Raw genomic sequence first — 25,719 nt, forward strand, 5'->3', positions numbered from 1 at the left:
TGTAGGAGCGAGCTTGCTCGCGAACCTGCCCCGCTGCGAGATTCGTTCGCGAGCAAGCTCGCTCCTACGAAAAGCTAGACGCGTGCGCCAGCGGCCTGGCTCCGTCGCCAGGCCGCTGGCGGGCAGCCGTATTCGCGGCGAAAGGCACGGCTGAAGGCCGTGTCCGTCTGGTAGCCGACATCTTCGGCGATGCGCGCCAGCGGGGCGTTGCTGCCGCGCAGCAGGTTGGCGGCCAGAAGCATCCGCCACTGGGTCAGGTACTGCATGGGCGGGCAGCCGACCAGACACTGGAAGCGCTCGGCCAGCACCGAGCGCGAGGTGCCGGCGCGGCGAGCCAGCTCTTCCAGGCTCCAGGCGTGGGCGGGCGACTTGTGCAACTCGCCGAGGGCGCAGCCGACGATGCGGTCGTGCAGTCCGGCCAGCCAGCCGATGTGATCTTCACCTTGCTGCGCCATGTACAGGCGCAGCACTTCGATGAACAGCACTTCCGCCAGCTTGGCCAATACACCGGCGCCGCCGGGACGGGGCGAGCGCGCCTCGGCCAGGGCGTAGCGCACCGAGGACTCCAGCCAGGCGCCCGCGGCGGACCCGCGCACATTGACCTTCACCAGGGCCGGCAGGCCCGCCAGCAGCAGCCGGGCCAGTCGGGCGTCGCAGGCCAGGTAGCCGCACACCAGCCGGGTCGTCGCGCCGCCACCGCCGTAGCTCAATTGACGGGGGCGGCGAGCGAGCACCGCTCCCAGCTGCGCACCGCTGGCTGGCGGCACGCCGGGCTGCGACGTCATGCGGTGGGCGTGGCCCTGGGGAAACAGTACCGCGTCGCCGGCCACCAGCTTTTCCGGTACGGCCTTGCCCATCTCGACGAAGCATTCGCCCTCGGTGATCAGGTGGAAGATCACCAATTGTTCGGCACCGGGCTCCAGCAGCTCCACCACCGAGTCGGCGCGGGGCGACTGGTAGCACCAGGGGGCGGTGAAGCGCGCATTGATGAAGATCGCGCCCACCAGCCGCACCACGCGCAGGGTTTCCGACAGGGCATCCATCAATCGGCTCCACTGTCGATATCCAGGCGCACCGGGCGTTCGAGGCTTTGCTGGGCGGCGAGGTTGGTTTCCGAGCTCATGGAGTGTCCCTCCGAGCAGGGCTTTCTCCAAAGTCTGGGCGTGAAAGCGAAGCTGCGGCGGGCCGCCGGACGATCGGGCAGGGAAGGCCGACGCTGGAGCAGGACTGCATCCGGCGCTCGGCGCAGTATGAAGGTGCGGGAGGTTGCGGTCCCCGTCCGTTCCCACCCACCGGAGAATGTCATGCCCAAGTTCGTTATCGAGCGCGAAATCCCTGGCGCCGGCACCCTGTCCGAGCGCGATTTCAAAGCCATCGCGCAGAAGTCCTGCAAAGTCCTGAATCAGCTCGGCCCACAGATCCAATGGCTGCACAGCTACGTGGTCGCCGACCGCATCTACTGCGTGTACATCGCCCCCGACGAGGCCACCGTGCGTGAGCACGCGAGCCTCGGTGGATTCCCGGCGAACCGGATATCGCAGGTCGTCAACATCATCGACCCGACCACCGCCGAATGAGCGCGCCTGCACGGCCTGGAGATGCACAGATGAGCACCGCCGTAGATCTCAATGCCCTGAAACAACGCCAGATGGCCACCTGGGCCAGCGGCGACTACGCCGTGATCGGCACCACCCTGCAGATCGTCGGCGAACGCCTTGCCGAAGCCTGTGACCTGCTTTGCGACGAGCGGGTGCTGGATGTCGCCGCCGGCAACGGCAATGCCACCCTGGCGGCGGCCCGGCGCGGTTGCCGGGTCGTGTCCACCGACTATGTGCCGCGCCTGCTGGAACTGGGCGCCGAGCGCGCCCGAGCCGAGCATCTGGACGTGGAGTTCCGCGAGGCCGATGCCGAAGCCTTGCCCTTCGAGGCGGGCAGCTTCGACGCTGTCGTCTCGACCTTCGGCGTGATGTTCACCCCCGACCAGCCGAAGGCGGCTGCGGAGCTGGCGCGGGTCTGCCGTTCCGGTGGGCGCATCGGCCTGGCCAACTGGACGCCGGAAGGCTTCATCGGGCAACTGTTCAAGGTGCTCTCGGGCTACGTGCCGCCGGCTGCCGGCGTACGTCCGCCGTCGGCCTGGGGGCGGGAGGAGAATCTGCGCGAGCTGTTCGGCGATTCGATCAGCGAATTGCGTGCCTCGCGGCAGATCTTCAACTTCCGCTATCGCTCGGCGGCGCATTTCATCGAGGTCTTCCGCGACTGGTACGGCCCGCTGCACAAGGCCTTTGCCAGCCTGCCCGAGGCTGAGGCGAAAGGGCTGGAACGCGACCTGACGCATCTGCTGGAGGCGAGCAATCGTGCCGGCCCGTCGTCACTGGTGGTGCCCAGCGAGTATCTGGAGGTGGTGCTGACCCGCCGCTGAATCGACGCAAAAAAACGGCGCCCACCCAGGGGTAGCGGGTGGGCGCCGGTCCGAGAGAGAAAAGGGGGGCTTACTTGGCCTCGACGCCTTCAGCACCCTGCTTGCGCTTGGGCTTGGGGGCGAAGCGCTTGGCCAGGCCCATGCTGACGGTGACCACTTTCTGGTACCAGACCGGCAGCAGGCGCAGCATCACGTCGATGGCGTGGGCGTCCGGGCCGATCAGGATGCGCCGCGAGTCGCGCTCCACGCCACGGATGATCACCTGCGCGGCTTTCTGCGGGGTGGTGCGCAGTAATTGGTCGTTGAACTGGGTGCGCGCGGCTTCCGCGTTCTGGCCGGTGACCTTGACCATGCTGTCGTTCATCCGCGCAGTCTTGGCGATGTTGGTCTTGATCCCGCCGGGATGCACGCAGCTCGCGGAGACGCCGCTGCGCTCCATGTCCAGTTCCTGGCGCAACGACTCGGTGAAACCGCGCACGGCGAACTTGGTGGCGTTGTAGGCGCTCATGCCTGGCTGGGAGAACAGGCCGAACACGCTGGAGACGTTGACCACGTGGCCGTCGCCGGAGGCCTTCAGGTGCGGCAGGAAGGCCTTGGTGCCGTAGACCACGCCCCAGAAGTTGATGTTGGTGATCCACTCGTACTCTTCGTAGTCGCTGGCTTCCACGGTGCCGGCGTGGGCGACGCCAGCGTTGTTGAACACCAGGTTGACCTTGCCGTGCTCGCGGGCAGCCTTGTCCGCCCAGGCGTGTACCTGCTCGCGGTCGGCGACGTTCACTGTGTCGATGGAGACGCGTACGCCGCTGGACGTGAGCAACTGGCGGGTTTCCTCCAGGCCGGAGGCGTTCACGTCCGCCAGCGCCAGGTGGCAGCCACGGGAGGCCAGTTCGATGGCCAGGGCGCGGCCGATGCCGGAGCCCGCGCCGGTGATGGCGGCGACTTTGTTCTCGAAGTTCTTCATGCCGGCACCTCCTCGGCGTGGCGTTGCGGTTGGACGACGGGGCTGCTCAGGGGTTTGGCCTTCAGATGATAGGCGGACGGGTCGAACTGGCTGGTCAGCGCGCGGAAGCGCCAGGTGAAGCCCGGCCACAGGGTGCAGTTGCGCCCGCTCACCGGGTGCAGGTACCAGCTCATGCAGCCGCCGGTATTCCACACGCTGTGGTTGAGGCCGCGCTGCAGCTTCTCGTTCCAGCGCTCCTGCACCTCTTGCTTCACTTCGACGCTATGCAGCTCGCGGCGGTCCATCAGCTTGATGGCGCCCAGCACGTAGGCGATCTGCGATTCGATCATGTAGACCATGGAGTTGTGGCCCAGGCCGGTGTTCGGGCCCATCAGGAAGAACAGGTTGGGGAAGCCACGGGTCATGGTGCCCTTGTAGGCTTCGGGGCCGTTCTGCCAGGTGTCGAGCAGGTCCATGCTGTTCTTGCCGAACACCACGCCGCGCGGGATCGGGTCGTTGGCGGTGAAGCCGGTGCCGAAGATGATGGCGTCCACCTGCCGCTCGCGGCCGTCGCTGGTGATGATGCTGTTCGACTTGATCTCGCGGATGCCGTCGACGATCACCGAGGCGTTGGAGGCGGCCAGCGCCGGGTAGTAGTTGTGCGACATAAGCACGCGCTTGCAGCCGATGGTGTAGTCGGGGGTCAGCTTGCGGCGCAGGTCCGGGTCCTTGATCTGCTGGCGGATGAAGCGCTCGGCCAGCCTGCCCACCAGCTTCATTGCCCAGGGCGCGAAGGTGAAGCCCAGCACGCGGCCTTCGAGCATGCTGTAGAGCGCGCCGCGCCAGAGTTTCTGCACGGCCGGGAAGTGGCGGAAGCGTGCGCGTTCCTTCTCGCTGATGGCGCGATCGGGCTTGGGCAGGATCCACGGTGCGGTGCGCTGGTAGAGGTCGAGCTTGGCCACCAGCGGCTGGATTTCCGGGACGAACTGGATTGCGGAGGCGCCGGTGCCGATCACGGCGACGCGCTTGCCCTTGAGGTCGTAATCATGGTCCCACTGCTGGGAGTGGAAGGCCTTGCCCTGGAAGTTCTCCAGGCCCTTGAGCGCCGGGATCGAGGGGATCGACAGGGCGCCCATGCCCGAGACCACGGCCTTGGCGGTGTAGTGGTTGCCAGCGGCGTCGAACAGGTGCCAGAGCTGCTGCTCGTCGTTCCATTCGAAGCGCAGCATCTCGGTATTGAGCAGGGTCTTGTCTTCCAGGCGGTACTTCTTCCAGCAGTTCTCAAGGTACGCGCGGATTTCCGGCTGGCGGGCGAACATGCGCGTCCAGTCCGGATTCGGCTCGAAGGAGAAGGAGTAGACATGGGATTGCACGTCGCAGGCGCAGCCCGGGTAGTTGTTGACCCGCCAGGTACCGCCGACGCCGGCGTCCTTCTCGAACAGCAGGAAGTCGTTCTCGCCTTCCTGCTTCAGGCGGATCGCCATGCCCAGCCCGGAAAACCCGGTGCCGATAATGGCGACTTTGCAGTGTCTGCTCGGGGCAGTCTTAGGTTGGGTACCCATAGCCAAGCTCCTGTTATGATTGTTGCTGGCGTATACAACTGTCTACGTGCTACGAATGTAGACATCTGTATACCTCTGCAACAGCCAACCTAAGATGGGGTCGGGCACGAATCTCATGGAAATCGGACAGGACGAACGACCGGCGGAAGCCGCGGGCAAGCGGGCGTTGATGGATGCGGCGTTGCGCCTGGCGTCGGGCCGGCGCAGCCTGAGCAGTCTGGGGCTGCGCGAGCTGGCGCGGGAAGCGGGGTTGAATCCCAACACCTTCTACCGGCACTTCGACGATGTGGACGACCTGGGCCTGGCGATCATCCGCGACATCGCTACCCAGTTGCGCCAGCCGCTGCGCGACCTGCGCCGCGAAGCCGCCGAGCGCGCGCAACCGGGGCAGGGCGCCGCCAGCGTGCCCTTCGGTCTGGACCTGGAGCGAGGCCTGCGGGTGACGCGAGAAACCGTGCGGCTGTTCTTCGACTTCGTCGAGCGCCACCCGGAGGCCTTCATCATCGGCATGCGCGAGCTGCATGGCCCGTCGCCGGTCCTGCGCGCGGCGCTGGCACGGGTGATGGACGAGTTTGGCGAGGACATGGCCGAGGACATCCGCCAGTTCCACCTGCTTCCGGAGATCGACGAGGGCGAGTTGAACCAGTTGTCGCGCTTGATCAGCCGGCAGCTGTTCCAGCAATCGCTGGATTATCTGGAACGCCCGCCGGAGCAGCGCACGGAGCTCTGCGCCCTGGCCGGGCGACAAATCCTGTTGCTCTTCACCGGCGTTGCGGTGCTGCAGACCTTCGGCATGCTGGCTAGGCTCTGAGTCTTCTTTCGCGTTACCGGGTTGCCCTGTGCAGGAGAGTGCCATGTTGCCCTTGCCCCTGTTCGGCGGCTGCGCCTGCGGCGCGGTGCGCTACCGGGTGGATGTCGAGCCTGCGGAAACCGGCTACTGCCACTGCCGCATCTGCCAGAAATCCAATGCCGCGCCGGCGGTGCCCTGGGCGGTGATTCCGCTGACGGGGTTCCAGTATCTGCCCGGTGAACTGGGCATGTGGCGCTCCAGTGAGGAGGGCGAGCGGCGCTTCTGCGTGAAGTGCGGCATGCCGCTGGAGTTTCGCGTGCGTGATGGCGAGACGGTGGGGCTCAACAGCGTGACCCTGGACGAGCCGGAGCTGGTGAAGCCGCAATGCCATATCTGGTGTTCGTCGCAGTTGTCGTGGTTCGACACAGTTGACGATCTGCCGCGCCGGCAGGAGGGCTGACGCCACCCGCGGTGACGGCTATTGCTTTCGAAGGAGCAACCGTCTTCTTCCGGACGGTCTGCGCCTGGGCTTTCCCTCACCCTAGCCCTCTCCCGGAGGGAGAGGGGACCGTTCGGTGCAGGACGAAACCTTGGCGTCAGCCGGCTCGGACTACCCCCTCTCCCTTTGGGAGAGGGCAGGGGTGAGGGGCTCTTGATCTCGTAGGAGCGGACCTTGTCCGCGAAGGGCTCGCTACCGCTGAAAGGCATCGCGGAGAAGGTCCGTTCCTGCGAAATGCCTTGGCATGAAGACTGTGCCGCGCCACGAAAACGCCAGGTAATGCCTGGCGTTTTCGTTCCAGCGTGAAGATCAGCCCGCGAAATCCAGTTGGTCCTTCCAGCGGGTTTCCAGCGCCTTGGTGTCATGATCGAAGGGATGGAAGCCGGGGCGGAAATAATCCAGCCACGGACGGATCAGGTTGACGAAGTAGCCCCGACGCGGGTGCAGCAGCACGCCCAGGCCGTGCTTCCAGCTGCGCCAGTTGAACAGCTGGCCGTCACGGCGCAGCAGGTTGATCTGGAAGCCGGCGATGACGCCGAGGAAGATCACGGTGGTCAGCAGCATCACCGCGGTACGGGTGAAGTAGCCGCCGTAGACCTGCTGGTAGACGTCATAGGCTACCGCCTTGTGCTCGTTTTCCTCGACAGCGTGCCACATCCACAGCTTGTACATCTTGTCCGACTTCATCTGGCTGCTGAGGTCTTCGCGCTTGAGTAGCTGCTCGGCCATGGTCGCGGTGAAATGCTCAAGGGCGCAGGTGATCGCCAGCTGGTGCTTCTTGGTGGTGACCTTGCTGATGCTTTCCAGCAGGACCTTGATGCGCAGTTCCAGGGTCTCCAGGTCGATGCCGTGCTCGTCGGCGTACTCGTTGTAGGCCGCGTGCTCCTTGGAGTGCATGGCTTCCTGGCCGATGAAGGCGCTGACGTCCTTCTGCAGTTGCGGGTCCTGAATGCGCTCGCGCACGGCGCGCACGCTGTCGACGAAGAACTTCTCGCCATAGGGGAACAGCGAGGACAGGTTGTTCATGAAGTGGGTCATGAAGGGTTGCCCATCCCACCAGTATTTCGGCGTTTCGCTGAAGCTGAAATCCATGCGGCGGACTGGGAAGTTGGCGCGGATCGGCGTGGTGCTGGCGTTCATGACTAACTCCTTGTTGTTGTGCGGGAGGGTGGCGCGCGGCAGGGGCGGCGACCCGGGCAGGCCCTGTCGTTAGTTCGCTATGCCACCTCGGAATGTGTCATTAGCTGATGTCATGTTCGGAGTCTTGTCGGACAATCGCCAGGTCATATCCGGTCATGGGCGGGTCTGATCAGGCCAAACGGGCCACGACCAGCCATTGGATGGGGCCTCTGCTTGCAGTGGGGCGGAAACGAAAACGGGCGCCTGGGCGCCCGTTTCCTACCGATAGCGGTCTGTCACTGCTCGTCGAGGGCGAAGGCAGTCAGGCTGTAGGTGGGGATCTGCGCGTCGTTGAGCTTGGTCGAACCACCCAGCTCCGGCAGGTCGATGATCGCGGCGGCCTCGAACACGCTGGCGCCCATGCGGCGTACCAGTTGCGCTGCGGCCAGCAGGGTGCCGCCGGTGGCGATCAGGTCATCGAAGATCAGCACGTTGTCGCCTTCGCACAGGCTGTCGGCGTGGACTTCCAGCAGGGCCTCGCCGTACTCGGTCTCGTAGGCCTGGGAGAGCACGTCGGCCGGCAGCTTGCCGCGCTTGCGGAACAACACCAGGGGCTTGTTCAGCTCGTAGGCGATGATCGAGCCGATCAGGAAGCCGCGCGCATCCATGGCGCCGATGTGGGTGAAGTCGGCCTCGACGTAGCGCTGGATGAAGCTGTCGGCGACGAAGCGCAGGGCTCGCGGCGACTGGAACAGCGGGGTGATGTCACGGAACATGACGCCGGGCTTGGGAAAGTCGGGAACGGCACGGATCACGGACTTCAGGTCGAGTTGGTTGAGGATCATGCTGGTTGTGCACCTGATGGACGCGGAGTTTTCAAGGGCGGAAGTATAACGGGCCCGCCAGTTGGCGAGCCCGTTTTCGATGACCGGAAAGTCAACCGATCGATCAGCTTTCCAGCTGGCCCCCAGCCAGGGCGCACAGCTCGATGGAGTCGAGGATGTGCACTTCCTTGCCTTCGGCGGCGATCAGGCCGTTCTGCTGGAAGCGGGTGAACACGCGGGAGACGGTTTCCACCGCCAGGCCCAGGTAGTTGCCGATCTCGTTGCGCGACATGGCCAGGCGGAACTGCTGGGCCGAGAAGCCGCGGGCGCGGAAGCGTGCGGAGAGGTTCACCAGGAAGGTGGCGATGCGCTCGTCGGCGGTCTTCTTCGACAGCAGCATCATCATTTGCTGGTCGTCGCGGATTTCGCGGCTCATCACCCGCAGCAGCTGGCGGCGCAGTTGCGGCAGTTGCTCGGACAGCTCGTCCAGGCGCTCAAAGGGAATCTCGCACACCGAGGTGGTTTCCAGTGCCTGGGCCGACACCGGGTAGCTCTCGGTGTCCATGCCGGAGAGGCCGACCAGTTCGCTGGGCAGGTGGAAGCCGGTGATCTGTTCCTCGCCGCCGTCGGTGATGCTGAAGGTCTTCAGCGCACCGGAGCGCACCGCGAAGACGGAGCCGAAAGCGTCGCCCTGGCGGAACAGGAATTCGCCTTTCTTCAGCGGTCGGCCGCGCTTGACGATTTCATCCAGGGCATCCATGTCGTTGGTGTTCAGCGACAGGGGCAGGCAAAGGGGCGCCAGGCTGCAATCCTTGCAGTGTGCTTGGGGTAGGGCGCGCACTTTGATGGTTTCGGCCATAGGGAGTTCCTTGAGTGGGTAGGCACACAAAAACGAAGGGTACCCCAGTCGGAGGACTCGGCGCCAGTTGCCGACCTGTCTGAATCGGCCGTTTGAGCGAAGGAGGGGGTGGCGCGGGAAGGCTTCGAAACAGCTCGAGGCTGTCCGAAGAGGGCCGATTCAGGGCTGTTCCTACATGCTCAGGTGTCGGACATATCCTGTTGCAACGGGTGCGACAGTCGGCCTCGGCCGTCTGTCGCGTTGCCGGGCGGGTCAGATGACCCGCGAGAAGCGTTGCAGGTTCTGTGTCGGCAGGTAGCGGTCGAACAGCATGCAGAGGCTGCGTACCAGCAACCGGCCCGAGGCGCTGACATCGATGCCGCGCGGGCTGAGGCTGATCAGGCCGTCGGCGGCGAAGCGTTCCAGCTCCGGCCAGATTTCGTTGAAGTAGCCACGGAAGTCGATGTTGTAGAGCTCTTCGATCTCCTCGAAGGCCAGCTGGAAGTGGCAGATCAGTTGCTGGATCACCGCGCGGCGGATGATGTCGTCCTTGTTGCAGTGCAGGCCGCGACGGGTGGCGAGTTGGCTCTGGTCCAGCGAGCTCTGGTAGTCGGCGATGTCGCTGCTGTTCTGGCTGTAGAGGTCGCCGATCTGGCTGATCGCCGAGACGCCGAGCCCGACCAGGTCGCAATGGCCATGGGTGGTGTAGCCCTGGAAGTTGCGTTGCAGGGTGCCGTCTTCCTGGGCCATGGACAGCTCGTCGTCCGGCAGGGCGAAGTGATCCATGCCGATGTAGCGGTAGCCGGCGGCTTCCAGCTGTTCGGTGGTGCGCTGGAGCATTTCCAGTTTCTGCCCGGGGGAGGGCAGGTCGTCGGCGTTGATCCGGCGTTGCGGCATGAAGCGTTCCGGCAGGTGCGCGTAGTTGAACACCGAGAGCCGGTTGGGCTGCAGGGCGATGACCTGTTCGACGGTGTGGGCGAAGCTGTCGGGGTTCTGCTTGGGCAGGCCGTAGATCAGGTCGATGTTGATCGAGCGGTACTGCAGCGTACGTGCCGCGTCGATGATGGCGCGGGTTTCGTCGAGGCTCTGCAGGCGGTTCACGGCCTGCTGCACTTCCAGGTTGAAGTCCTGTACGCCGAGGCTGATGCGATTGAAGCCCAGCTCGCGGAGCAGGCCCATGGTCGACCAGTCGGCCTCGCGCGGGTCGATCTCGATGCCGTAGTCGCCGGAGTCGTCGTCCAGAAGGTGGAAATGCGTGCGCAACTGGCCCATCAGCTCGCGCAACTGGCCGGAGCTGAGGAAGGTCGGGGTGCCGCCGCCGAAGTGCAGTTGCTCGACCTGCTGCGCTCGCCCCAGGTGACGGCTGACGATCTCGATCTCGCGGATCAGCCGGGCGAGGTAGGGCACGCTGCGGCCGCGGTCCTTGGTGATGACCTTGTTGCAGGCGCAGTAGTAGCAGATGTTCGCGCAGAACGGGATGTGCACGTAGAGCGAGAGCGGGCGCTGTGCCTTCTGGCTATCGCGCAGCGCGTGCAGCAGGTCGAAGGGGCCGACGCCTTCGTGGAACTGCACGGCTGTGGGATAGGAGGTGTAGCGCGGGCCGGACAGATCGTAGCGGCGGATCAGATCTGCGTCCCAGCGAATATTGTCGAGCATGCCGAGGTCCCCGGTTGGCGAGCTTTTCCTGCGCAGTCTAGGGAGAGTCCGACAGAGGCCTGTTGACCTGTATCAAGCGGCTTTGTGGTGGGTATGGCCGGTGCTGGCGTGCATCTCGTGGCCCATGATCCATGCCTGGTGCGGACCGGGCAGGGTCCAGAGGCCGAAGAGGATGACCAGGATGCCGCCGGCCATGCGCACGCTGCGTTTGCGCAGCAGGGCGGTGATGCGCTCCGCCGCAAGGCCGGTGGCCAGCAGCACCGGCCAGGTGCCCAGGCCGAAGGCGAGCATCAGCAGCGCGCTGTCCACCGCCGAGCCCTGGCTGGTGGCCCACAGCAGGGTGCTGTAGACCAGACCGCAGGGCAGCCAGCCCCACAGGGCGCCCAGCAGCAGCGCACGCGGAACCGTGGCCACCGGCAGCAGGCGGCTGGCGAAGGGCTGGATGTGCTTCCACAGGCCGCGACCGAGCGCTTCGATGCGGGTCAGGCCGCTCCACCAGCCGGCCAGGTACAGACCCATGGCGATCAGCAGCAGGCCGGCGATGATGCGCAGCGCCGAGGCGAACGGCGTGCGGGCGATGGCCCAGCCGGCGAGGCCGAGCAGCAGCCCCGCGCAGGCGTAGCTGAGGATGCGTCCGAGGTTGTAGGCCAGCAGCAGGCGCAGGCGTCGCGCGCGTTGTTCCGGCGGGATCGCCATGGTCAGCGCGCCCATCAGGCCGCCGCACATGCCCAGGCAGTGACCTCCACCGAGCAGGCCGAGGATCAGCGCAGACGCCAGCAGGGGCGCCAGCTCAGGCATCGCGCTTGTCCTGCGGCTGCTCACCTGCGGCTGCAGCACCTTCGGCTTCGTCGATGCCGGCCTGGTGCTTGGGGTCTTCGTCGTCGAACAGGATGCTGTGGGCCGGGCTGTCCATGTCGTCGTACTGGCCGCTGTTCACTGCCCAGAAGAAAATACAGATGCAGATACCGACGATCAGCATGGCGATCGGGATCATGACGTAGAGTGCGGGCATTTCAACTCCGTGGCAGCGCCGGGACCGCTGGCGGGATGGTCGACTGGGCGGTGGTCGCTAATGGGGCCTCGCCGCCCTTCGGCAGCCGGGTCAGGCGCAGGGCGTTGAGCACCACGGTAAGCGAGCTGATCGACATGCCCACCGCGGCCCACACGGGCGTGATCCAGCCGAGGGCGGCGAAGGGCAACATGAGCCCATTGTACAACCCTGCCCAGATCAGGTTCTCGATGATTACCCGGCGGGTGCGGCGCGCCAGGCTGAAGGCCTGCACCAGGCTGTCCAGGCGGTTGGACAGCAGCACGGCGTCGGCGCTGGTCTTGGCCAGGTCGGTGGCCGAGCCCATGGCGACGCTGATGTCGGCGGCGGCCAGCACCGGGACGTCGTTCACGCCATCGCCGAGCATCAGCACGCGGCGGCCTTCCTGGTGCAATTGGCGCAGGACTTCCAGCTTGTCGTCGGGGCGCAGGCCGCCCCGGCAGTCGTCGATGCCCAGTTCGGCGGCGACGCGGCCGACCATCGGCGAGCTGTCGCCGGAGAGCAGCAGGGTGCGCCAGCCACGGGCGCGGCAGGCCTCGAGGAGGGCGGCGGCGTCGTCGCGGATGCGGTCGTCCAGCACCAGCCAGGCCAGTGCGCCGCGCTCATCCCCGAGCAGCAGCCATTGGCCGGGCTCATGCGGGTGCGCGGGCGCCACGCTGTGGCTCAGGGCGCAGACGAAGGCAGGTTCGCCGATGCGCAGACGGCGCTCGCCCACCTGGCCTTCCAGGCCCAGGCCCGGATGGCTCTCGACGCCCTCGGCGGGTTGCGGCGCACGGCCGAAGGCACGGGCGATGGGGTGTTCGGAGCGGTTTTCCAGCGCCGCCGCCAGGGCCAGGCAGGTGTCGCTGTCGAGGTCGCCCAGCGGGCGCACGGCGCGCAAGGTCAGGCGGCCTTCGGTGAGGGTGCCGGTCTTGTCGAAGATCACCGTGTCGATGTGGTTCAGGCCTTCCAGCACATGGCCACGGGTCAGCAGCAGGCCGAGCTTGTGCAGGCTGCCGGTGGCGGCGGTGAGCGCGGTGGGCGTGGCCAGGGAGAGGGCGCAGGGGCAGGTCGCCACCAGCATTGCCAGCACCACCCAGAAGGCACGAGAGGCGTCGTGCTGCCACCAGAACAGGCCGACCACGGCGGCCATCACCAGCAGGGCGACAAGGAACCATTGCGCGGCCTTGTCGGCGAGCTCGGCGAGGCGCGGCTTGTCCGATTGGGCGCGCTCCAGCAGGCGGACGATGGCGGAGAGCCGGCTGTCGCTGCCCAGGGCGCTGACCTGCACGGTCAGCGGGCCTTCCACGTTCAGTGTGCCGCCGGTGACGCCGTCGCCGGTCTGGCGCGGTTGCGGCAGGTACTCGCCGGTGAGCAGGGATTCGTCGACGCTGGACTGGCCGTCGAGGATCCGGCCGTCGGCGGGAATCACTGCGCCGGGCTGCACCAGTACAAGGTCGCCGACTTTCAGCTCGCTGAGCAGGACGCGGGTGCTCTGGCCGCTGTCGTCCAGGCGCAGGCAGGAGGCGGGCAGCAGGTTGACCAGTTGTGCGGTGGCTGCGGCGGTCCGTTCGCGAGCGCGGCGCTCCAGGTAGCGGCCGGAGAGCAGGAACAGGGCGAACATGCCGACGGCGTCGAAGTACAGGTCGCCACTGCCGGTGACGGCGGTCCAGATACCTGCGAGGTAGGCGCCGCCGATGGCCAGGGACACCGAGACGTCCATGGTCAGGTGGCGGGTGCGCAGGTCGCGCAAGGCGCCGCGGAAGAACGGCTGGCAGGAATAGAAGACGATCGGTGTGGTGAGGAACATCGCCACCCAGCGCAGGATTTCGTGCAACTCGGGGCTGAGGTCGATGTTGAACTCCGGCCAGGTGGCCATGGTTGCCATCATCGCCTGGAACCACAGCAGACCGGCGACGCCCAGTTGGCGCAGGGAGCGGCGGTTTTCTTCGTGCAACTGCTCGGCGGCGCGGTCGGGCTGGTAAGGGTGGGCGGCGTAGCCGATCTTGCGCAGTTCGGCCAGCAGCGCACTCAGGGGCATCTGGCTGTCGGACCAGCGCACATGGAGGCGGTGGTTGGACAGGTTGAGGCCGGCCTCGGCAATGGCCGGCAGGCCCTTGAGGTGCTTCTCGATCAGCCAGCCACAGGCGGCGCAGCTGATGCCTTCCAGGATCAGAGTGGTTTCCGCGAGCTCGCCCTCGTGCCGGACGAAGGGCTGCTGTACGTCGGGGCGGTCGAACAGCTTCAGCTCGTCGCTGAGCTGTTCGGGCAGCACGTCGGGGTTGGGCGCCGCCTCGGTGCGGTGGCGGTAATAACCTTCCAGGCCGCCGGCGACTATGGCCTCGGCCACGGCCTGGCAGCCCGGGCAGCAGAATTCGCGGGTTTCACCAAGGACCTGCGCCGTGAAGCGGCTGCCGGCTGGAACCGGCAGGGCGCAGTGGTAACAGGGCAGCGGGGCGCTCATGGGCGCTCGGCTTCGTCTCCCTTGAGGGGCTCGTCGCCAAGGACGAACGAACCGCCGGGGGCGACTTTCTCTTCTTCGAACAGACGCCAGGCCTGGCCGTTTTCCTGACCGAGCAGCTCGACGAAGCGACGGCCCTTGACGGCGGCGTCGAGGCTGCCGGTGTAGCGGCCGGGCTCGACCGGGCTGGGCAGCAGGTCGATGTGCTTGTCCTGGGCTTCCAAGGTGGGGGAGAGCAGGTTGAGGGTGAGCTTGTCCGGGTGGCTGCCGCCGGAGAGGCGCAGGTCGATTTCACCGGTCAGTTCGTCGAAGCTGATTTTCGCCTGGAGCTTGAGCTGTTGCGCCAGGTGCTCGCGGTCGAGGGAGCGGTTGATGCCCTTGCCGGCCTCGTAGTAGTTGTCGCTGACCAGGGAGTCCTGGTTGTTCACCGCGATGTTGACCATCATCAGGCTGAGGAACACCGAGATGGCCAGCATGCCGATGATGATCCACGGCCAGAGGTGCTTGTACCAGGGTTCCACGGGCGTTTTCATGGCCGATTGCATTCTCTTGTCTCTCGCTGGAATGGCCCGCGCTGGCGCGGTCTGCCCGTTGCAGGGGCGGGCGGATTCTACGTGCTTCGCTCGACACTGGCACCCCATGCGTAACATGGGGTGCCAATTCGTTCAGCCGCGGTTCAACGAACGCGCGGACCGATGAAGCGGCTGGAGGATTCCTTGCTGATGGACGGGGTGTCCACCGACTGGATGGTGAAGCTGATCTCGTTGGTGGTGGAGGGCAGCTTCTCCGGATCGATGGAGAGTTCCACCGGCATGCTGACGATATCGCCGGCAGCCACCGAGATTTCCTTCTTGCCTTCCAGGATCAGGCCGTCCATGCCCTTGGCGCCGAGTACGTAGGTGTGGTCCTGCTGATCCTTGTTCATGATCTTCAGGCTGTACACGTTTTCGATTCGGCCTTCGGCGTTCTCGCGGTAGAGCACGCGGTCCTTGCTGACGTCGAAGCCCACTAGCGGGCGGATCACCACGGCGGTGACCAACAGGCCGATCATCACGCACAGGGCGATGGCGTAGCCGATCAGGCGCGGGCGCACCAGGTGGGTCTTCTGCCCGGACAGGTTGTGTTCTGTGGTGTAGCTGATCAGCCCGCGCGGGTAGTTCATCTTGTCCATGATGCTGTCGCAGGCGTCGATGCAGGCGGCGCAGCCGATGCACTCGATCTGCAGACCGTCACGAATGTCGATGCCGGTGGGGCAGACCTGCACGCACATGGTGCAGTCGATGCAGTCGCCCAGGCCCTGGGCCTTGTAGTCCACGGTCTTCTTGCGCGGGCCACGGGTTTCGCCGCGGCGCGGGTCGTAGGAGACGATCAGGGTGTCCTTGTCGAACATCACGCTCTGGAAGCGCGCGTAGGGGCACATGTAGATGCACACCTGCTCGCGCAGCCAGCCGGCGTTGCCGTAGGTGGCAAGGGTGAAGAAGCCGACCCAGAAGTAGGCCCAGCCGTCGGCCTCGCCGGTCACCAGGTCCACCAGCAGCTCGCGGATGGAGGCGAAATAGCCGACGAAGGTCAGGCCGGTGACCAGGCCGATCAGCAGCCACAGGCTGTGCTTGGCGACCTTGCGCAGCACCTTGTTGCCGCTCATGGCGGCCTTGTCGAGCTTCATGCGCTGGTTGCGGTCACCTTCGGTGACTTTCTCGCACCACATGAAGATCCAGGTCCACACGCTCTGCGGGCAGGTGTAGCCGCACCAGACGCGGCCGGCGAACACCGTGATGAAGAACAGGCCGAAGGCGGCAATGATCAGCAGGCCGGAGAGGAGGATGAAGTCCTGGGGCCAGAAGGTCGCCCCGAAGATGTAGAACTTGCGCTCGGGCAGGTCCCAGAGGACTGCCTGGCGACCGTTCCAGGTCAACCAGACGGTGCCGAAGTAGAGGAGGAAGAGGAAGGCGCCTCCAGCCATTCGGAGATTTCGGAAGAATCCGGTGAAGGCTCGGGTGTAGATTTTTTCCCGAGAGGCATAGAGGTCGACGCTCTCACCCTTGCCCTTGGCGGGCGGTGTGACGTCATGGACGGGAATCTGTTCGCTCATCAGTGCATTCCACGGCAGCGGGAGGGCGCCCTGTCGATACATGCCGAGCAGGGTCAGAAATAGGCTTGCACGCCTGGCAATGATACGGCGTGGTAGGTGTTGCATCGGTGCGACAGTTGGTCGCGCAATGAATTATGGACCCAGAAATAGAGCGGCGCCGGTGTAAGAACCGGCGCCGCTGGGGTGTTGCTTTGGAGTAGGGCAGAGGAGGCTTATTCGGCGCTCTTCTCACCTGCGCCATGGGACAGGCTGTAGACGTAGGCGGCCAGCAGGTGGACCTGGTCTTTGCCCAGACGTTCCAGCTGGGCCGGCATCTGGCCCTGGCGGCCGTAGCGGATGGTCTGCTGCAGCTGGGCGAAGCTCGAGCCGTAGATAAACGCGGCCGGGTGGGTCAGGTTCGGCGCGCCCATGGCGGCGGTGCCTTTGCCTTCCGGACCGTGGCAAGCCACGCAGTTGGTCTGGAAGATCTTCTGACCGTTGGCGACTTGCTCGTCAGTCACGCCTTCGGGTGCCTTGCGGCCGTCCAGCTTGGTGGTGACGAATGCGGCTACGTCGTGAACGCCGGCATCGCCGATGACTTCGCCCCAGGCCGGCATGGCCGCGTGGCGACCGCCTTCGATGGTAGCGACGATGTCCTTCGGCTCGCCGCCCCAGCGCCAGTCGGCGTCGGTCAGGTTCGGGAAGCCGTGGGCGCCCTTGGCATCGGAGCCGTGGCAGACCGAGCAGTTGGAGGCGAACAGGCGGTTACCCATTTTCAGGGCCTGCTCGTCCTTGGCCACGTCCTCGATCGGCATGGCGCCGAACTTGGCGTACAGCGGGCCGTACTTCTCGTCGGCCTTGGCCATTTCCTTTTCCCACTGGTGCACACCGGTCCAGCCGGCTTGACCGTTGGCAAACTCGTTCTTGTCCTGGTAGCCCGGCAGCAGGCCTTTCCAGTTGCCCAGGCCCGGGTAGAGGGCGAGGTAGGCGAGGGCGAACACGAAGGTGGCCACGAACAGCATGAACCACCACTTCGGCAGTGGGTTGTCGTACTCCTCGATACCATCGAAGGAGTGGCCGACGGTCTCGTCGGTGGCTTCACTGCGCTGGCCGCGGCGGGTAGCGAACAGCAGCCACGCCAGGGCGAAGATGGTGCCCAGGGTAAGTACGGTGACGTACAGACTCCAGAAGGTTGTCATTCTTTGTTGCTCCTAGAAGCTTGCTCTTGCTCGACGTGCTTTTTGGCGACCGGATCGTCCGCGAAGGGCAGCAGGGCGTCTTCGTCGAAACGGTCCTTGCGCTTGCCGTTGTAGGCCCAGAGCAGTACGCCAATGAAGGCGACCATCACTACTACGGTACCGACACCGCGAATTGTCCCGATATCCATCACCGTCACCGTTTGCTCTTGATGATGGTGCCGAGGCCTTGCAGGTAGGCGACGACAGCGTCCATCTCGGTCTTGCCTTTGACGGCATCACGAGCACCGGCGATGTCTTCGTCGGTGTAGGGCACGCCCAGGGTACGCAGGGCTTCCATCTTCTTCGCCGTGTCCTTGCCATCGAGCTTGTTCTCGACCAGCCACGGGTAGGACGGCATCTTCGACTCAGGCACCACGTTGCGCGGGTTGTACAGGTGCGCGCGGTGCCAGTCGTCGGAGTAGCGGCCGCCAACACGGGCCAGGTCCGGACCGGTACGCTTGGAGCCCCACAGGAACGGGTGGTCCCAGACGCTTTCGCCGGCGACGGAGTAGTGGCCGTAGCGCTCGGTCTCGGCGCGGAACGGACGGACCATCTGCGAGTGGCAGCCTACGCAGCCTTCGCGGATGTAGATGTCACGGCCTTCGAGCTGGAGCGCGGTGCGCGGCTTCATGCCTTCCACCGGCTTGTTGGTCACGTCCTGGAAGAACAGCGGAACGATCTGGGTCAGACCGCCGATGCTCACGGCAATGACCATGAAGAAGGCCAGCAGGCCGATATTCTTCTCGACTGCTTCGTGCTTCATCAGTGAGCTCCTACAGCAGGAATCTGAGCGGCGGCGTCGGCGTCAGCCTGCTTGAAACCGCGTACGGTACGGAAGGTGTTGTAGGCCATCAGCAGCATGCCGGAGGCGAAGAAGGCGCCGCCCAGTGCACGGACCATGAAGCCCGGGTGGCTGGCCTGCAGGGCTTCCACGAAGGAGTAGGTGAGGGTGCCGTCGGCGTTGACTGCGCGCCACATCAGACCCTGGGTGATGCCGTTGACCCACATGGAGGCGATGTACAGCACGGTACCGATGGTAGCCAGCCAGAAGTGGGCGTTGATCAGGCCAACGCTGTGCATCTGCTGACGACCGAAGACCTTCGGAATCAGGTGGTACAGGGAGCCGATGGAGATCATCGCTACCCAGCCCAGAGCGCCGGCGTGTACGTGGCCGATGGTCCAGTCGGTGTAGTGCGACAGGGAGTTGACGGTCTTGATGGCCATCATCGGGCCTTCGAAGGTGGACATGCCGTAGAAGGCCAGGGAAACCACCAGGAAGCGCAGGATCGGGTCGGTGCGCAGCTTATGCCAGGCGCCCGACAGGGTCATCATGCCGTTGATCATGCCGCCCCAGCTCGGAGCCAGGAGGATCAGGGACATTGCCATGCCCAGCGACTGAGCCCAGTCCGGCAGAGCGGTGTAGTGCAGGTGGTGCGGGCCGGCCCAGATGTACAGGGTGATCAGTGCCCAGAAGTGCACGATGGACAGGCGGTAGGAGTAGATCGGACGCTCGGCCTGCTTCGGAACGAAGTAATACATCATGCCGAGGAAACCGGTGGTCAGGAAGAAGCCCACGGCGTTGTGGCCGTACCACCACTGGATCATTGCGTCGGTCGCGCCGGCGTAGATCGAGTACGACTTGAAGGCGGTTACCGGGATTTCCATGCTGTTGACGATGTGCAGCATGGCGGTGACCACGATGAAGGCACCGTAGAACCAGTTGCCCACGTAGATGTGCTTGGTCTTGCGCTTCATCACGGTGCCGAAGAACACCGCAGCGTAAGTGACCCAGACGATGGCCAGCAGGATGTCGATCGGCCATTCCAGCTCGGCGTACTCCTTGGAGGAGGTGTAGCCCAGCGGCAGGGTGATGCCGGCCAGCACGATCACGGCTTGCCAACCCCAGAAGGTGAAGGCCGCGAGGCTGTCAGAAACCAGACGAGTCTGACAGGTGCGCTGTACGACGTAGTAGGAGGTGGCGAACAGAGCACAGCCGCCGAAGGCGAAGATCACCAGGTTGGTGTGCAGCGGACGCAGGCGCCCGAAACTGGTCCAGGGGAGGTCCAGGTTCAGTTGGGGCCAAACCAACTGTGAGGCGATGTAAACACCGAGCCCCATTCCAAGTATCCCCCAGACCACCGTCATGATGGCGAACTGGCGGATGACCTTATAGTTATAAGCAGTCGGACTGATTGCTGTGCTCATTCTAAGGTTCCACGGTTTTTGAGTATTTATGGACAAAAAAACGGCGGCAAGTATGGAGAAAGCAGATAGGCAATGCAACGCGCCGGGCCTAGGCCCAAGGCCGGTTCGATGCTTGCTTCAGAGCGCTTTCGGCCGCTGTTCGCCAGTTATTCCGAGCCGCTCGGGTCGAACCTGAATCAGGTCAGGTTAGTCATATTGCAGGTTTGCGAATGGAAACCAGCTTAGACGCGAACTTTGAGGGTGTGAAGAATAGGGGCGGGGAGGGTGCGACACTTCGTCGCGAGAGGCGGGAGGAACTCGCGCCCGGTGAAGGGCGCGAGTGGTGGAGCGGTTTTACTTGGTCTGGCCGGAGATGTTGTAGATGTAGGCGGCGAGGATGTGCACCTTGTCCTTGCCCAGGTACTGCTCCTGTGCCGGCATCTGGCCCTGGCGGCCGTGACGGATGGTCTGCTGCAGTTGCGCGTAGCTGGAACCGTAGATGAAGGCGCCCGGGTGGGTCAGGTTCGGCGCGCCCATCAGCGGGTTGCCCGTGCCATCCGGGCCGTGGCAGGCGACGCAGTTGGTGGCGAATACCTTGCCGCCGTTGTCGACCTGTTCTTCGGTCACGCCGTCGGGCAGCTTGCGGCCGTCCAGTTTGGCGGTGACGAAGGCGGCCACGTCCTGCACGCCCTTGTCGCCCAGTACGTCACCCCAGGCCGGCATGGCCGCGTGACGGCCGCCGAGGATGGTGGTCTCGATGTCCTGGGCAGTGCCGCCCCAGCGCCAGTCGTTGTCGGTCAGGTTCGGGAAACCGACCGCGCCCTTGGCATCGGAGCCGTGGCAGATGGAGCAGTAGGTGGCGAACAGGCGCTCGCCCATCTTCAGTGCTTGCGGGTCCTTGGCGACTGCTTCCACGGGCATCGCAGCGTATTTGGCGAAGATCGGGCCATATTTTTCCTTGGCCAGGGCTTCTTCGCGCTCCCATTGCTTGTCCTGAGTCCAGCCGCCGTCGTAGCCCGGCAGGATGCCTTTCCAGTTGCCCAGGCCCGGGTAGAGCACCAGGTAGCCGGCGGCGAACACGATGGTGCCGACGAACAGCAGGAACCACCATTTCGGCAGCGGGTTATCGTACTCCTCGATGCCGTCGAAGGCGTGGCCCATGGTCTGGTCGGTGGTGTTCGCGTTCTGTCCGCTGCGAGTGGCAAAGACCAGCCACAGCAGGGCGATCAGCGAGCCGACTGTTAGTACGGTGATGTACAGACTCCAGAAGGTAGTCATGCGTTGTTGCTCCTAGAAGCTTGCTCTTGCTCAGCGTGCCGCTTGGCCACCGGGTCATCCGCGAAGGGCAGCAGCGCGTCTTCGTCGAAGCGCTCCTTGCGTTTGCCGCCGTAAGCCCAGAGCAGTACGCCGACGAAGGCAACCATCACGATGACGGTGCCGAGGCCGCGAATGGTCCCGATATCCATGCTGTCACCGCTTGTTCTTGATGGAGGTGCCGAGGACCTGCAGGTACGCGACCACCGCGTCCATTTCGGTCTTCCCTTTGACGGCGTCGCTGGCGCCGGCGATGTCGTCGTCCGTGTAGGGCACGCCCATGACGCGCATCACTTCGAGCTTCTTCGCCGTGTCCTTGCCATCGAGCTTGTTCTCGACCAGCCAGGGGTAGGCGGGCATCTTCGACTCCGGCACCACGTTGCGCGGGTTGTACAGGTGTGCGCGGTGCCAGTCGTCGGAGTAGCGGCCGCCGACGCGGGCCAGGTCCGGACCGGTACGCTTGGAGCCCCACAGGAACGGGTGGTCCCAGACGCTTTCGCCGGCGACGGAGTAGTGGCCGTAGCGCTCGGTTTCGGCGCGGAACGGACGGATCATCTGCGAGTGGCAGCCTACGCAGCCTTCGCGGATGTACACGTCACGGCCTTCCAGTTGCAGGGCGGTGTAGGGCTTCATGCCCTCCACCGGGGTGTTGGTCACGTCCTGGAAGAACAGCGGAACGATCTGGGTCAGGCCGCCGATGCTCACGGCAATCGCCATGCACAGCGCCAGCAGGCCGACGTTTTTCTCGAGTACTTCGTGTTTCATGTCGGTCTCCTCAGGCCATCTGCGCCGCGGCGTGCATTTCAGCCGGCTTGGCGGCTGCTACGGTGCGCCAGGTGTTGTAGGCCATGACCAGCATGCCCATCAGGAACACTGCGCCGCCGATCATCCGCACGATGTAGCCCGGGTGGCCGGCGGCCAGGGCTTCGACGAAGGAGTAGGTGAGGGTGCCGTCGGCGTTCACTGCGCGCCACATCAGGCCCTGTGTGATGCCGTTGACCCACATGGAGGCGATGTACAGAACGGTACCGATGGTGGCCAGCCAGAAGTGGGTGTTGATCAGGCCCACGCTGTGCATCTGCTCGCGGCCGAAGACCTTCGGGATCATGTGGTACAGGGAGCCGATGGACACCATGGCGACCCAGCCCAGGGCGCCGGCGTGTACGTGGCCGATGGTCCAGTCGGTGTAGTGGGAGAGGGCGTTGACGGTCTTGATGGCCATCATCGGGCCTTCGAAGGTGGACATGCCGTAGAAGGCCAGGGAAACCACCAGGAAGCGCAGGATCGGGTCGGTGCGCAGCTTATGCCAGGCGCCCGAGAGGGTCATCATGCCGTTGATCATGCCGCCCCAGCTCGGAGCCAGCAGGATCAGGGACATCACCATGCCCAGTGACTGCGCCCAGTCCGGCAGCGCGGTGTAGTGCAGGTGGTGCGGACCGGCCCAGATGTAGACGGCGATCAGCGCCCAGAAGTGCACGATGGACAGGCGGTAGGAGTAGACCGGGCGCTCGGCCTGCTTCGGAACGAAGTAGTACATCATCCCCAGGAAGCCGGCGGTGAGGAAGAAGCCCACGGCGTTGTGGCCGTACCACCACTGGATCATGGCGTCGGTGGCGCCCGAGTACAGCGAGTAGGACTTGGTCAGGCTGACCGGGATCTCCAGGTTGTTGACCACGTGCAGCAGGGCCACGGTCAGGATGAAGCCGCCGAAGAACCAGTTGCCCACATAGATGTGCTTGGTCTTGCGCTTGATCAGGGTGCCAAAGAAGACGATCGCGTAGCTGACCCAGACGATGGTGATCAGGATGTCGATCGGCCATTCCAGCTCGGCGTACTCCTTGGAGGAGGTCAGGCCCAGCGGCAGGGTGATGGCGGCCAGCAGGATCACCAGCTGCCAACCCCAGAAGGTGAAGGACGCGAGGGTGTCCGAGAACAGGCGGGTCTGGCAGGTACGCTGCACGGCGTAATAGCTGGTGGCAAATAGTGCGCAGCCGCCGAAGGCGAAGATCACGGCGTTGGTGTGCAGCGGGCGCAGGCGTCCGAAGCTGGTCCAGGGTAGGCCGAGGTTGAGTTCGGGCCACACCAGTTGCGCGGCGATCAGGACACCGACGGCCATGCCGACGATCCCCCAGACCACTGTCATAATGGCGAACTGGCGGACCACCTTATAGTTATAAGCGGTCTGATTGGTTGTGCTCATTTATGGGCTTCCATCCACGGTTATGGGCTATGCCCATCCCGGCAGGTTTTTTACGGCAGATGCCGCCCCTCCCCCTTGGGATAGGTACTAATTAGGAATTAGCGGAGTGAAGGATGGATAAAGGCCCCTCCCGGAATATTGATTCCGGTCAATTGCCGCCAGAGACCCTTGTCACGGGCGCCTGCGGTGCTTTGTCGCTGCTGCGGAACCCGGCATGCGGCGCACTGTCGGCTACGCTGGTCCTCGCCCATGGCGCCGGTGCGCCGATGGACAGTCCGTTCATGGATGACATTGCCCAGCGCCTGGCACAGCGTGGCATCGCCGTGCTGCGCTTTGAGTTTCCCTACATGGCGCTGCGCCGCGAAGACGGTCGCCGGCGGCCGCCGAATCCGCAGAAGCAGTTGCTGGAGTGCTGGCGCGCGGTGTACGCGCAGGTGCGCGCCGAAGTGCCCGGCAAGCTCGCCATCGGCGGCAAGTCCATGGGTGGGCGCATGGCCAGCCTGCTGGCGGACGAACTGGGCGCTGATGCGCTGGTCTGCCTTGGCTATCCCTTCTACGCCGCTGGCAAGCCGGAGAAGCCGCGCGTTGCACACCTGGCCGAATTGAAGACGCCGACCCTGATCGTCCAGGGCGAGCGCGATGCGCTGGGTGACCGCCCCACGGTCGAGGGCTACGCCTTGTCACCGGCCATCCAGCTGCGCTGGCAGGCGGCTGCCGACCACGACCTCAAGCCGCTCAAGGCCTCCGGGCTGACTCACGCGCAGCACCTGGAAACGACGGCGGAGTCCGTTGCCGAATTCCTGCGGAATCTGCCCGCCTGAATGAAAAAGCCCGTCGCAAGGACGGGCTTTTTCATTCAGGCCATTGCGCCTCAGCGGTTGAACCGCTCCACCAGCGAATACTGGCGATGCGCGGTCTGGGTCAGCTCCTCGCTGAGCATTGCGGTGCGCTGCGCTTCGCCGGACGTCTGGTCGGCCAGGTCGGCGATGGTGCTGATGTTGCGGTTGATCTCTTCGGCCACCGCGCTCTGTTCTTCCGCCGCGGCGGCGATCTGGGTGGTCATCTCGGTGATGTTGGCCACCGCATCGCTGATGCCCACCAGGGCGTTGTCGGCGCGCAGCACGCGCTCCACACCTTCGTCGGCCTGGCGGCGGCCCGCTTCCATGGCGCGTACTGCCTCGGTAGCGGTGTTCTGCAGGTTGGCGATCAACTGATGGATCTGCTCGGTGGACTCGGCGGTGCGCTGGGCCAGCGAACGGACCTCGTCGGCCACCACGGCGAAGCCCCGGCCCATTTCACCTGCACGGGCGGCCTCGATGGCGGCGTTGAGCGCCAGCAGGTTGGTCTGGTCGGCGATGCCCTTGATCACGTCTACCACGCCACCAATCTCGTCGCTGTCACGGGCGAGCTGGCTGACCGCTTCGCCGGTTTCGCCCACCGAGCTGGACAGGCGCTGCATGGCCTCGCGGGTCTCGGCGGCGATCAGGCGGCCCTGGCTGGTCAGGTCGTTGGCCTGGCGGGTGGCGTCGGCGGTGCGCTGCACGTTGTCGGCCACTTCCTGGGTGGTGGCGGCCATCTCGTTGACCGCGGTGGCGACCTGCTCGGTCTCCTGGCGCTGGCGATCCAGTCCGGCGGAGCTGTGGTGGGCCAGGGTGTCGGCCTCGCGTGCCTGTTCAGTCAGGGATTCGGCGGTGTCCTGCAGACGAGTCAGGCAGGTCTTCAGGCGCGCTTCCTGGCTGAGGATGGACATTTCCAGACGCGCCTGGGCCCCACGGCTGTCGGTGTACATCTGGGCGATCAGCGGGTCGGAGGTGGTCTGCTCGGCCAGTTGCAGCAGGCGCTTCAGGCCGCGCTGTTGCCAGCTCAGGCCGGTGAGGCCCAGCGGAATCGAGAGTAGAGCGGCAAGCAGGAAGCCCCAGTGGGAATCCAGCCAGACACCGATGAGGAAGGCTATCTGGCCGATCAGGATGAACGGCAGCCAGTCCAGCAGCACCGGCAGCCAGCGGTCGTGGGCCGGGATGGCCGGCTTGCCGGCGTTGATCCGCGCGTACAGCGCCTCGGCGCGGCGAACCTGTTCGGCGGTAGGTTTCACCCGTACCGACTCGTAGCCGACGATCTCGTTGCGTTCGAAGATCGGCGTGACGTAGGCACTGACCCAATAGTGATCGCCGCTCTTGCAGCGGTTCTTGACGATGCCCATCCACGGGCGGCCCTTCTTCAGGGTGCTCCACATGTGCTCGAACACCGCCGGCGGTACGTCCGGATGGCGCACCAGGTTATGCGGTGCGCCGACCAGTTCTTCACGCGAGAAGCCACTGATGTTGATGAAGGCATCGTTGGTGTAGGTGATCACGCCGCGCGCGTCGGTGGTGGAGATCAGTCGCTGGTCGGCGGGGAAGGTGCGTTCACGCTGGGTGATCGGCTGGTTGTTACGCATGTGAGGAGTGTTCCACAGCTGAAGCGAATCGCTTGGTCAGGGTATCGGCCGCCGGATCAGCAAGTTGATGGTTGTTTCGGAAAAATGTCAGCGCAGCACTGGACGATAGCCGGGTGCTATCAGTCACGGAATCCTTCGAA

Annotated in this window: 25 protein-coding genes and 1 pseudogene; 5 read left to right on the forward strand and 21 right to left on the reverse strand. The window is 65.0% G+C overall.

The window, feature by feature from the left end; genetic code table 11:
• Positions 1-74 precede the first annotated feature (74 nt).
• Complete coding sequence (locus ACNFBT_RS05230; protein ID WP_416747058.1) at positions 75-1,043, reverse strand: AraC family transcriptional regulator; 969 nt, start codon at positions 1,041-1,043, stop codon at positions 75-77.
• A 261-nt stretch (positions 1,044-1,304) separates the two neighbouring features.
• Here ACNFBT_RS05230 and ACNFBT_RS05235 point away from each other — a divergent pair, with 261 nt between their 5' ends.
• Both ACNFBT_RS05235 and ACNFBT_RS05240 read left to right on the forward strand, forming a co-directional pair.
• Positions 1,305-1,577, forward strand: a complete 273-nt coding sequence (locus tag ACNFBT_RS05235; RefSeq protein WP_416747060.1) for a DUF4242 domain-containing protein — start codon at positions 1,305-1,307, stop codon at positions 1,575-1,577.
• Between the two features lie 29 nt (positions 1,578-1,606).
• A complete protein-coding gene (locus ACNFBT_RS05240) occupies positions 1,607-2,419 on the forward strand; it encodes a class I SAM-dependent methyltransferase (RefSeq protein WP_416747062.1) in 813 nt (270 codons plus the stop codon).
• 70 nt (positions 2,420-2,489) lie between these two features.
• On the opposite strand, the gene ACNFBT_RS05245 is transcribed toward ACNFBT_RS05240, so the two are convergent.
• Both ACNFBT_RS05245 and ACNFBT_RS05250 read right to left on the reverse strand, forming a co-directional pair.
• Positions 2,490-3,380 (reverse strand): SDR family NAD(P)-dependent oxidoreductase, encoded by an 891-nt coding sequence (locus ACNFBT_RS05245; protein ID WP_416747064.1) that lies wholly within the window; start codon positions 3,378-3,380, stop codon positions 2,490-2,492.
• Positions 3,377-4,959, reverse strand: a pseudogene (locus tag ACNFBT_RS05250) (flavin-containing monooxygenase). The gene ACNFBT_RS05245 and the pseudogene ACNFBT_RS05250 overlap by 4 nt, the downstream one beginning before the upstream one ends.
• A gap of 77 nt (positions 4,960-5,036) precedes the next feature.
• Between ACNFBT_RS05250 and ACNFBT_RS05255 the strand changes: the two are divergent.
• Positions 5,037-5,732 (forward strand): TetR family transcriptional regulator, encoded by a 696-nt coding sequence (locus tag ACNFBT_RS05255; RefSeq protein ID WP_416747066.1) that lies wholly within the window; start codon positions 5,037-5,039, stop codon positions 5,730-5,732.
• A 43-nt stretch (positions 5,733-5,775) separates the two neighbouring features.
• Positions 5,776-6,171, forward strand: coding sequence for a GFA family protein (locus ACNFBT_RS05260; protein WP_416747068.1), 396 nt, complete (start codon positions 5,776-5,778; stop codon positions 6,169-6,171).
• A 348-nt stretch (positions 6,172-6,519) separates the two neighbouring features.
• Here ACNFBT_RS05260 and ACNFBT_RS05265 read toward each other — a convergent pair whose 3' ends face one another.
• The 17 genes from ACNFBT_RS05265 to ccoN (ACNFBT_RS05345) all read right to left on the reverse strand — a co-directional run bounded on the left by ACNFBT_RS05265 (position 6,520) and on the right by ccoN (ACNFBT_RS05345) (position 23,142).
• A complete protein-coding gene (locus ACNFBT_RS05265) occupies positions 6,520-7,350 on the reverse strand; it encodes a metal-dependent hydrolase (RefSeq protein WP_416747070.1) in 831 nt (276 codons plus the stop codon).
• A 275-nt stretch (positions 7,351-7,625) separates the two neighbouring features.
• Positions 7,626-8,174, reverse strand: a complete 549-nt coding sequence (locus ACNFBT_RS05270) for an adenine phosphoribosyltransferase (protein WP_416747072.1) — start codon at positions 8,172-8,174, stop codon at positions 7,626-7,628.
• 103 nt (positions 8,175-8,277) lie between these two features.
• Positions 8,278-9,012, reverse strand: a complete 735-nt coding sequence (gene anr / locus ACNFBT_RS05275; RefSeq protein WP_015477764.1) for a transcriptional regulator Anr — start codon at positions 9,010-9,012, stop codon at positions 8,278-8,280.
• Positions 9,013-9,264: 252 nt separating this feature from the next.
• A complete protein-coding gene (hemN, locus tag ACNFBT_RS05280; RefSeq protein WP_416747075.1) occupies positions 9,265-10,647 on the reverse strand; it encodes an oxygen-independent coproporphyrinogen III oxidase in 1,383 nt (460 codons plus the stop codon).
• Positions 10,648-10,719: 72 nt separating this feature from the next.
• Positions 10,720-11,445, reverse strand: a complete 726-nt coding sequence (locus tag ACNFBT_RS05285; protein WP_416747077.1) for a sulfite exporter TauE/SafE family protein — start codon at positions 11,443-11,445, stop codon at positions 10,720-10,722.
• Positions 11,438-11,659 (reverse strand): cbb3-type cytochrome oxidase assembly protein CcoS, encoded by a 222-nt coding sequence (ccoS, locus tag ACNFBT_RS05290; protein WP_416747079.1) that lies wholly within the window; start codon positions 11,657-11,659, stop codon positions 11,438-11,440. The genes ACNFBT_RS05285 and ccoS overlap by 8 nt, the downstream gene beginning before the upstream one ends.
• A 1-nt stretch (position 11,660) precedes the next feature.
• On the reverse strand, positions 11,661-14,138 hold the full coding sequence (locus ACNFBT_RS05295; protein WP_416747081.1) for a heavy metal translocating P-type ATPase: 2,478 nt from the start codon (positions 14,136-14,138) through the stop codon (positions 11,661-11,663).
• Positions 14,135-14,680, reverse strand: coding sequence for a FixH family protein (locus tag ACNFBT_RS05300; RefSeq protein ID WP_416747083.1), 546 nt, complete (start codon positions 14,678-14,680; stop codon positions 14,135-14,137). The genes ACNFBT_RS05295 and ACNFBT_RS05300 overlap by 4 nt, the downstream gene beginning before the upstream one ends.
• Positions 14,681-14,811: 131 nt before the next feature.
• Positions 14,812-16,227, reverse strand: coding sequence for a cytochrome c oxidase accessory protein CcoG (gene ccoG / locus ACNFBT_RS05305; protein WP_416747085.1), 1,416 nt, complete (start codon positions 16,225-16,227; stop codon positions 14,812-14,814).
• A 212-nt stretch (positions 16,228-16,439) separates the two neighbouring features.
• Complete coding sequence (gene ccoP / locus ACNFBT_RS05310) at positions 16,440-17,405, reverse strand: cytochrome-c oxidase, cbb3-type subunit III (RefSeq protein ID WP_416747087.1); 966 nt, start codon at positions 17,403-17,405, stop codon at positions 16,440-16,442.
• Positions 17,402-17,593 (reverse strand): cbb3-type cytochrome oxidase subunit 3, encoded by a 192-nt coding sequence (locus ACNFBT_RS05315; protein ID WP_416747089.1) that lies wholly within the window; start codon positions 17,591-17,593, stop codon positions 17,402-17,404. Before ACNFBT_RS05315 ends, ccoP (ACNFBT_RS05310) begins: the two co-directional genes overlap by 4 nt.
• A 5-nt stretch (positions 17,594-17,598) precedes the next feature.
• Positions 17,599-18,207 (reverse strand): cytochrome-c oxidase, cbb3-type subunit II, encoded by a 609-nt coding sequence (gene ccoO / locus ACNFBT_RS05320; protein ID WP_416747091.1) that lies wholly within the window; start codon positions 18,205-18,207, stop codon positions 17,599-17,601.
• Positions 18,207-19,649, reverse strand: coding sequence for a cytochrome-c oxidase, cbb3-type subunit I (ccoN, locus tag ACNFBT_RS05325; RefSeq protein WP_416747093.1), 1,443 nt, complete (start codon positions 19,647-19,649; stop codon positions 18,207-18,209). Before ccoN (ACNFBT_RS05325) ends, ccoO (ACNFBT_RS05320) begins: the two co-directional genes overlap by 1 nt.
• Positions 19,650-19,982: 333 nt before the next feature.
• Positions 19,983-20,906, reverse strand: a complete 924-nt coding sequence (gene ccoP / locus ACNFBT_RS05330) for a cytochrome-c oxidase, cbb3-type subunit III (protein ID WP_416747095.1) — start codon at positions 20,904-20,906, stop codon at positions 19,983-19,985.
• Entirely contained in the window at positions 20,903-21,094 is a 192-nt protein-coding gene (locus ACNFBT_RS05335) for a cbb3-type cytochrome oxidase subunit 3 (RefSeq protein WP_205336386.1), read from the reverse strand. The genes ccoP (ACNFBT_RS05330) and ACNFBT_RS05335 overlap by 4 nt, the downstream gene beginning before the upstream one ends.
• Positions 21,095-21,098: 4 nt before the next feature.
• A complete protein-coding gene (gene ccoO, locus ACNFBT_RS05340) occupies positions 21,099-21,707 on the reverse strand; it encodes a cytochrome-c oxidase, cbb3-type subunit II (RefSeq protein WP_416747098.1) in 609 nt (202 codons plus the stop codon).
• Positions 21,708-21,717: 10 nt separating this feature from the next.
• On the reverse strand, positions 21,718-23,142 hold the full coding sequence (gene ccoN / locus ACNFBT_RS05345; protein ID WP_416747100.1) for a cytochrome-c oxidase, cbb3-type subunit I: 1,425 nt from the start codon (positions 23,140-23,142) through the stop codon (positions 21,718-21,720).
• Between the two features lie 113 nt (positions 23,143-23,255).
• On the opposite strand from ccoN (ACNFBT_RS05345), the gene ACNFBT_RS05350 reads away from it, so the two are divergent.
• Positions 23,256-23,963, forward strand: coding sequence for an alpha/beta fold hydrolase (locus ACNFBT_RS05350; protein WP_416747101.1), 708 nt, complete (start codon positions 23,256-23,258; stop codon positions 23,961-23,963).
• Positions 23,964-24,013: 50 nt separating this feature from the next.
• On the opposite strand, the gene ACNFBT_RS05355 is transcribed toward ACNFBT_RS05350, so the two are convergent.
• Positions 24,014-25,579, reverse strand: coding sequence for a methyl-accepting chemotaxis protein (locus tag ACNFBT_RS05355; protein WP_416747103.1), 1,566 nt, complete (start codon positions 25,577-25,579; stop codon positions 24,014-24,016).
• Positions 25,580-25,719 lie beyond the last annotated feature (140 nt).

This window comes from Pseudomonas sp. NY15181 (assembly GCF_048068055.1).
In the GTDB taxonomy this organism is placed as follows: Bacteria; Pseudomonadota; Gammaproteobacteria; order Pseudomonadales; family Pseudomonadaceae; genus Pseudomonas.

Coding starts and splice junctions, on each gene's coding strand:
- ACNFBT_RS05230 (WP_416747058.1), bottom strand. CDS start 1,043: ATGGATGCCCTGTCGGAAACCCTGCGCGTGGTGCGGCTGGTGGGCGCG.
- ACNFBT_RS05235 (WP_416747060.1), top strand. CDS start 1,305: ATGCCCAAGTTCGTTATCGAGCGCGAAATCCCTGGCGCCGGCACCCTG.
- ACNFBT_RS05240 (WP_416747062.1), top strand. CDS start 1,607: ATGAGCACCGCCGTAGATCTCAATGCCCTGAAACAACGCCAGATGGCC.
- ACNFBT_RS05245 (WP_416747064.1), bottom strand. CDS start 3,380: ATGAAGAACTTCGAGAACAAAGTCGCCGCCATCACCGGCGCGGGCTCC.
- ACNFBT_RS05255 (WP_416747066.1), top strand. CDS start 5,037: ATGGAAATCGGACAGGACGAACGACCGGCGGAAGCCGCGGGCAAGCGG.
- ACNFBT_RS05260 (WP_416747068.1), top strand. CDS start 5,776: ATGTTGCCCTTGCCCCTGTTCGGCGGCTGCGCCTGCGGCGCGGTGCGC.
- ACNFBT_RS05265 (WP_416747070.1), bottom strand. CDS start 7,350: ATGAACGCCAGCACCACGCCGATCCGCGCCAACTTCCCAGTCCGCCGC.
- ACNFBT_RS05270 (WP_416747072.1), bottom strand. CDS start 8,174: ATGATCCTCAACCAACTCGACCTGAAGTCCGTGATCCGTGCCGTTCCC.
- anr (WP_015477764.1), bottom strand. CDS start 9,012: ATGGCCGAAACCATCAAAGTGCGCGCCCTACCCCAAGCACACTGCAAG.
- hemN (WP_416747075.1), bottom strand. CDS start 10,647: ATGCTCGACAATATTCGCTGGGACGCAGATCTGATCCGCCGCTACGAT.
- ACNFBT_RS05285 (WP_416747077.1), bottom strand. CDS start 11,445: ATGCCTGAGCTGGCGCCCCTGCTGGCGTCTGCGCTGATCCTCGGCCTG.
- ccoS (WP_416747079.1), bottom strand. CDS start 11,659: ATGCCCGCACTCTACGTCATGATCCCGATCGCCATGCTGATCGTCGGT.
- ACNFBT_RS05295 (WP_416747081.1), bottom strand. CDS start 14,138: ATGAGCGCCCCGCTGCCCTGTTACCACTGCGCCCTGCCGGTTCCAGCC.
- ACNFBT_RS05300 (WP_416747083.1), bottom strand. CDS start 14,680: ATGCAATCGGCCATGAAAACGCCCGTGGAACCCTGGTACAAGCACCTC.
- ccoG (WP_416747085.1), bottom strand. CDS start 16,227: ATGAGCGAACAGATTCCCGTCCATGACGTCACACCGCCCGCCAAGGGC.
- ccoP (WP_416747087.1), bottom strand. CDS start 17,405: ATGACAACCTTCTGGAGTCTGTACGTCACCGTACTTACCCTGGGCACC.
- ACNFBT_RS05315 (WP_416747089.1), bottom strand. CDS start 17,593: ATGGATATCGGGACAATTCGCGGTGTCGGTACCGTAGTAGTGATGGTC.
- ccoO (WP_416747091.1), bottom strand. CDS start 18,207: ATGAAGCACGAAGCAGTCGAGAAGAATATCGGCCTGCTGGCCTTCTTC.
- ccoN (WP_416747093.1), bottom strand. CDS start 19,649: ATGAGCACAGCAATCAGTCCGACTGCTTATAACTATAAGGTCATCCGC.
- ccoP (WP_416747095.1), bottom strand. CDS start 20,906: ATGACTACCTTCTGGAGTCTGTACATCACCGTACTAACAGTCGGCTCG.
- ACNFBT_RS05335 (WP_205336386.1), bottom strand. CDS start 21,094: ATGGATATCGGGACCATTCGCGGCCTCGGCACCGTCATCGTGATGGTT.
- ccoO (WP_416747098.1), bottom strand. CDS start 21,707: ATGAAACACGAAGTACTCGAGAAAAACGTCGGCCTGCTGGCGCTGTGC.
- ccoN (WP_416747100.1), bottom strand. CDS start 23,142: ATGAGCACAACCAATCAGACCGCTTATAACTATAAGGTGGTCCGCCAG.
- ACNFBT_RS05350 (WP_416747101.1), top strand. CDS start 23,256: ATGGATAAAGGCCCCTCCCGGAATATTGATTCCGGTCAATTGCCGCCA.
- ACNFBT_RS05355 (WP_416747103.1), bottom strand. CDS start 25,579: ATGCGTAACAACCAGCCGATCACCCAGCGTGAACGCACCTTCCCCGCC.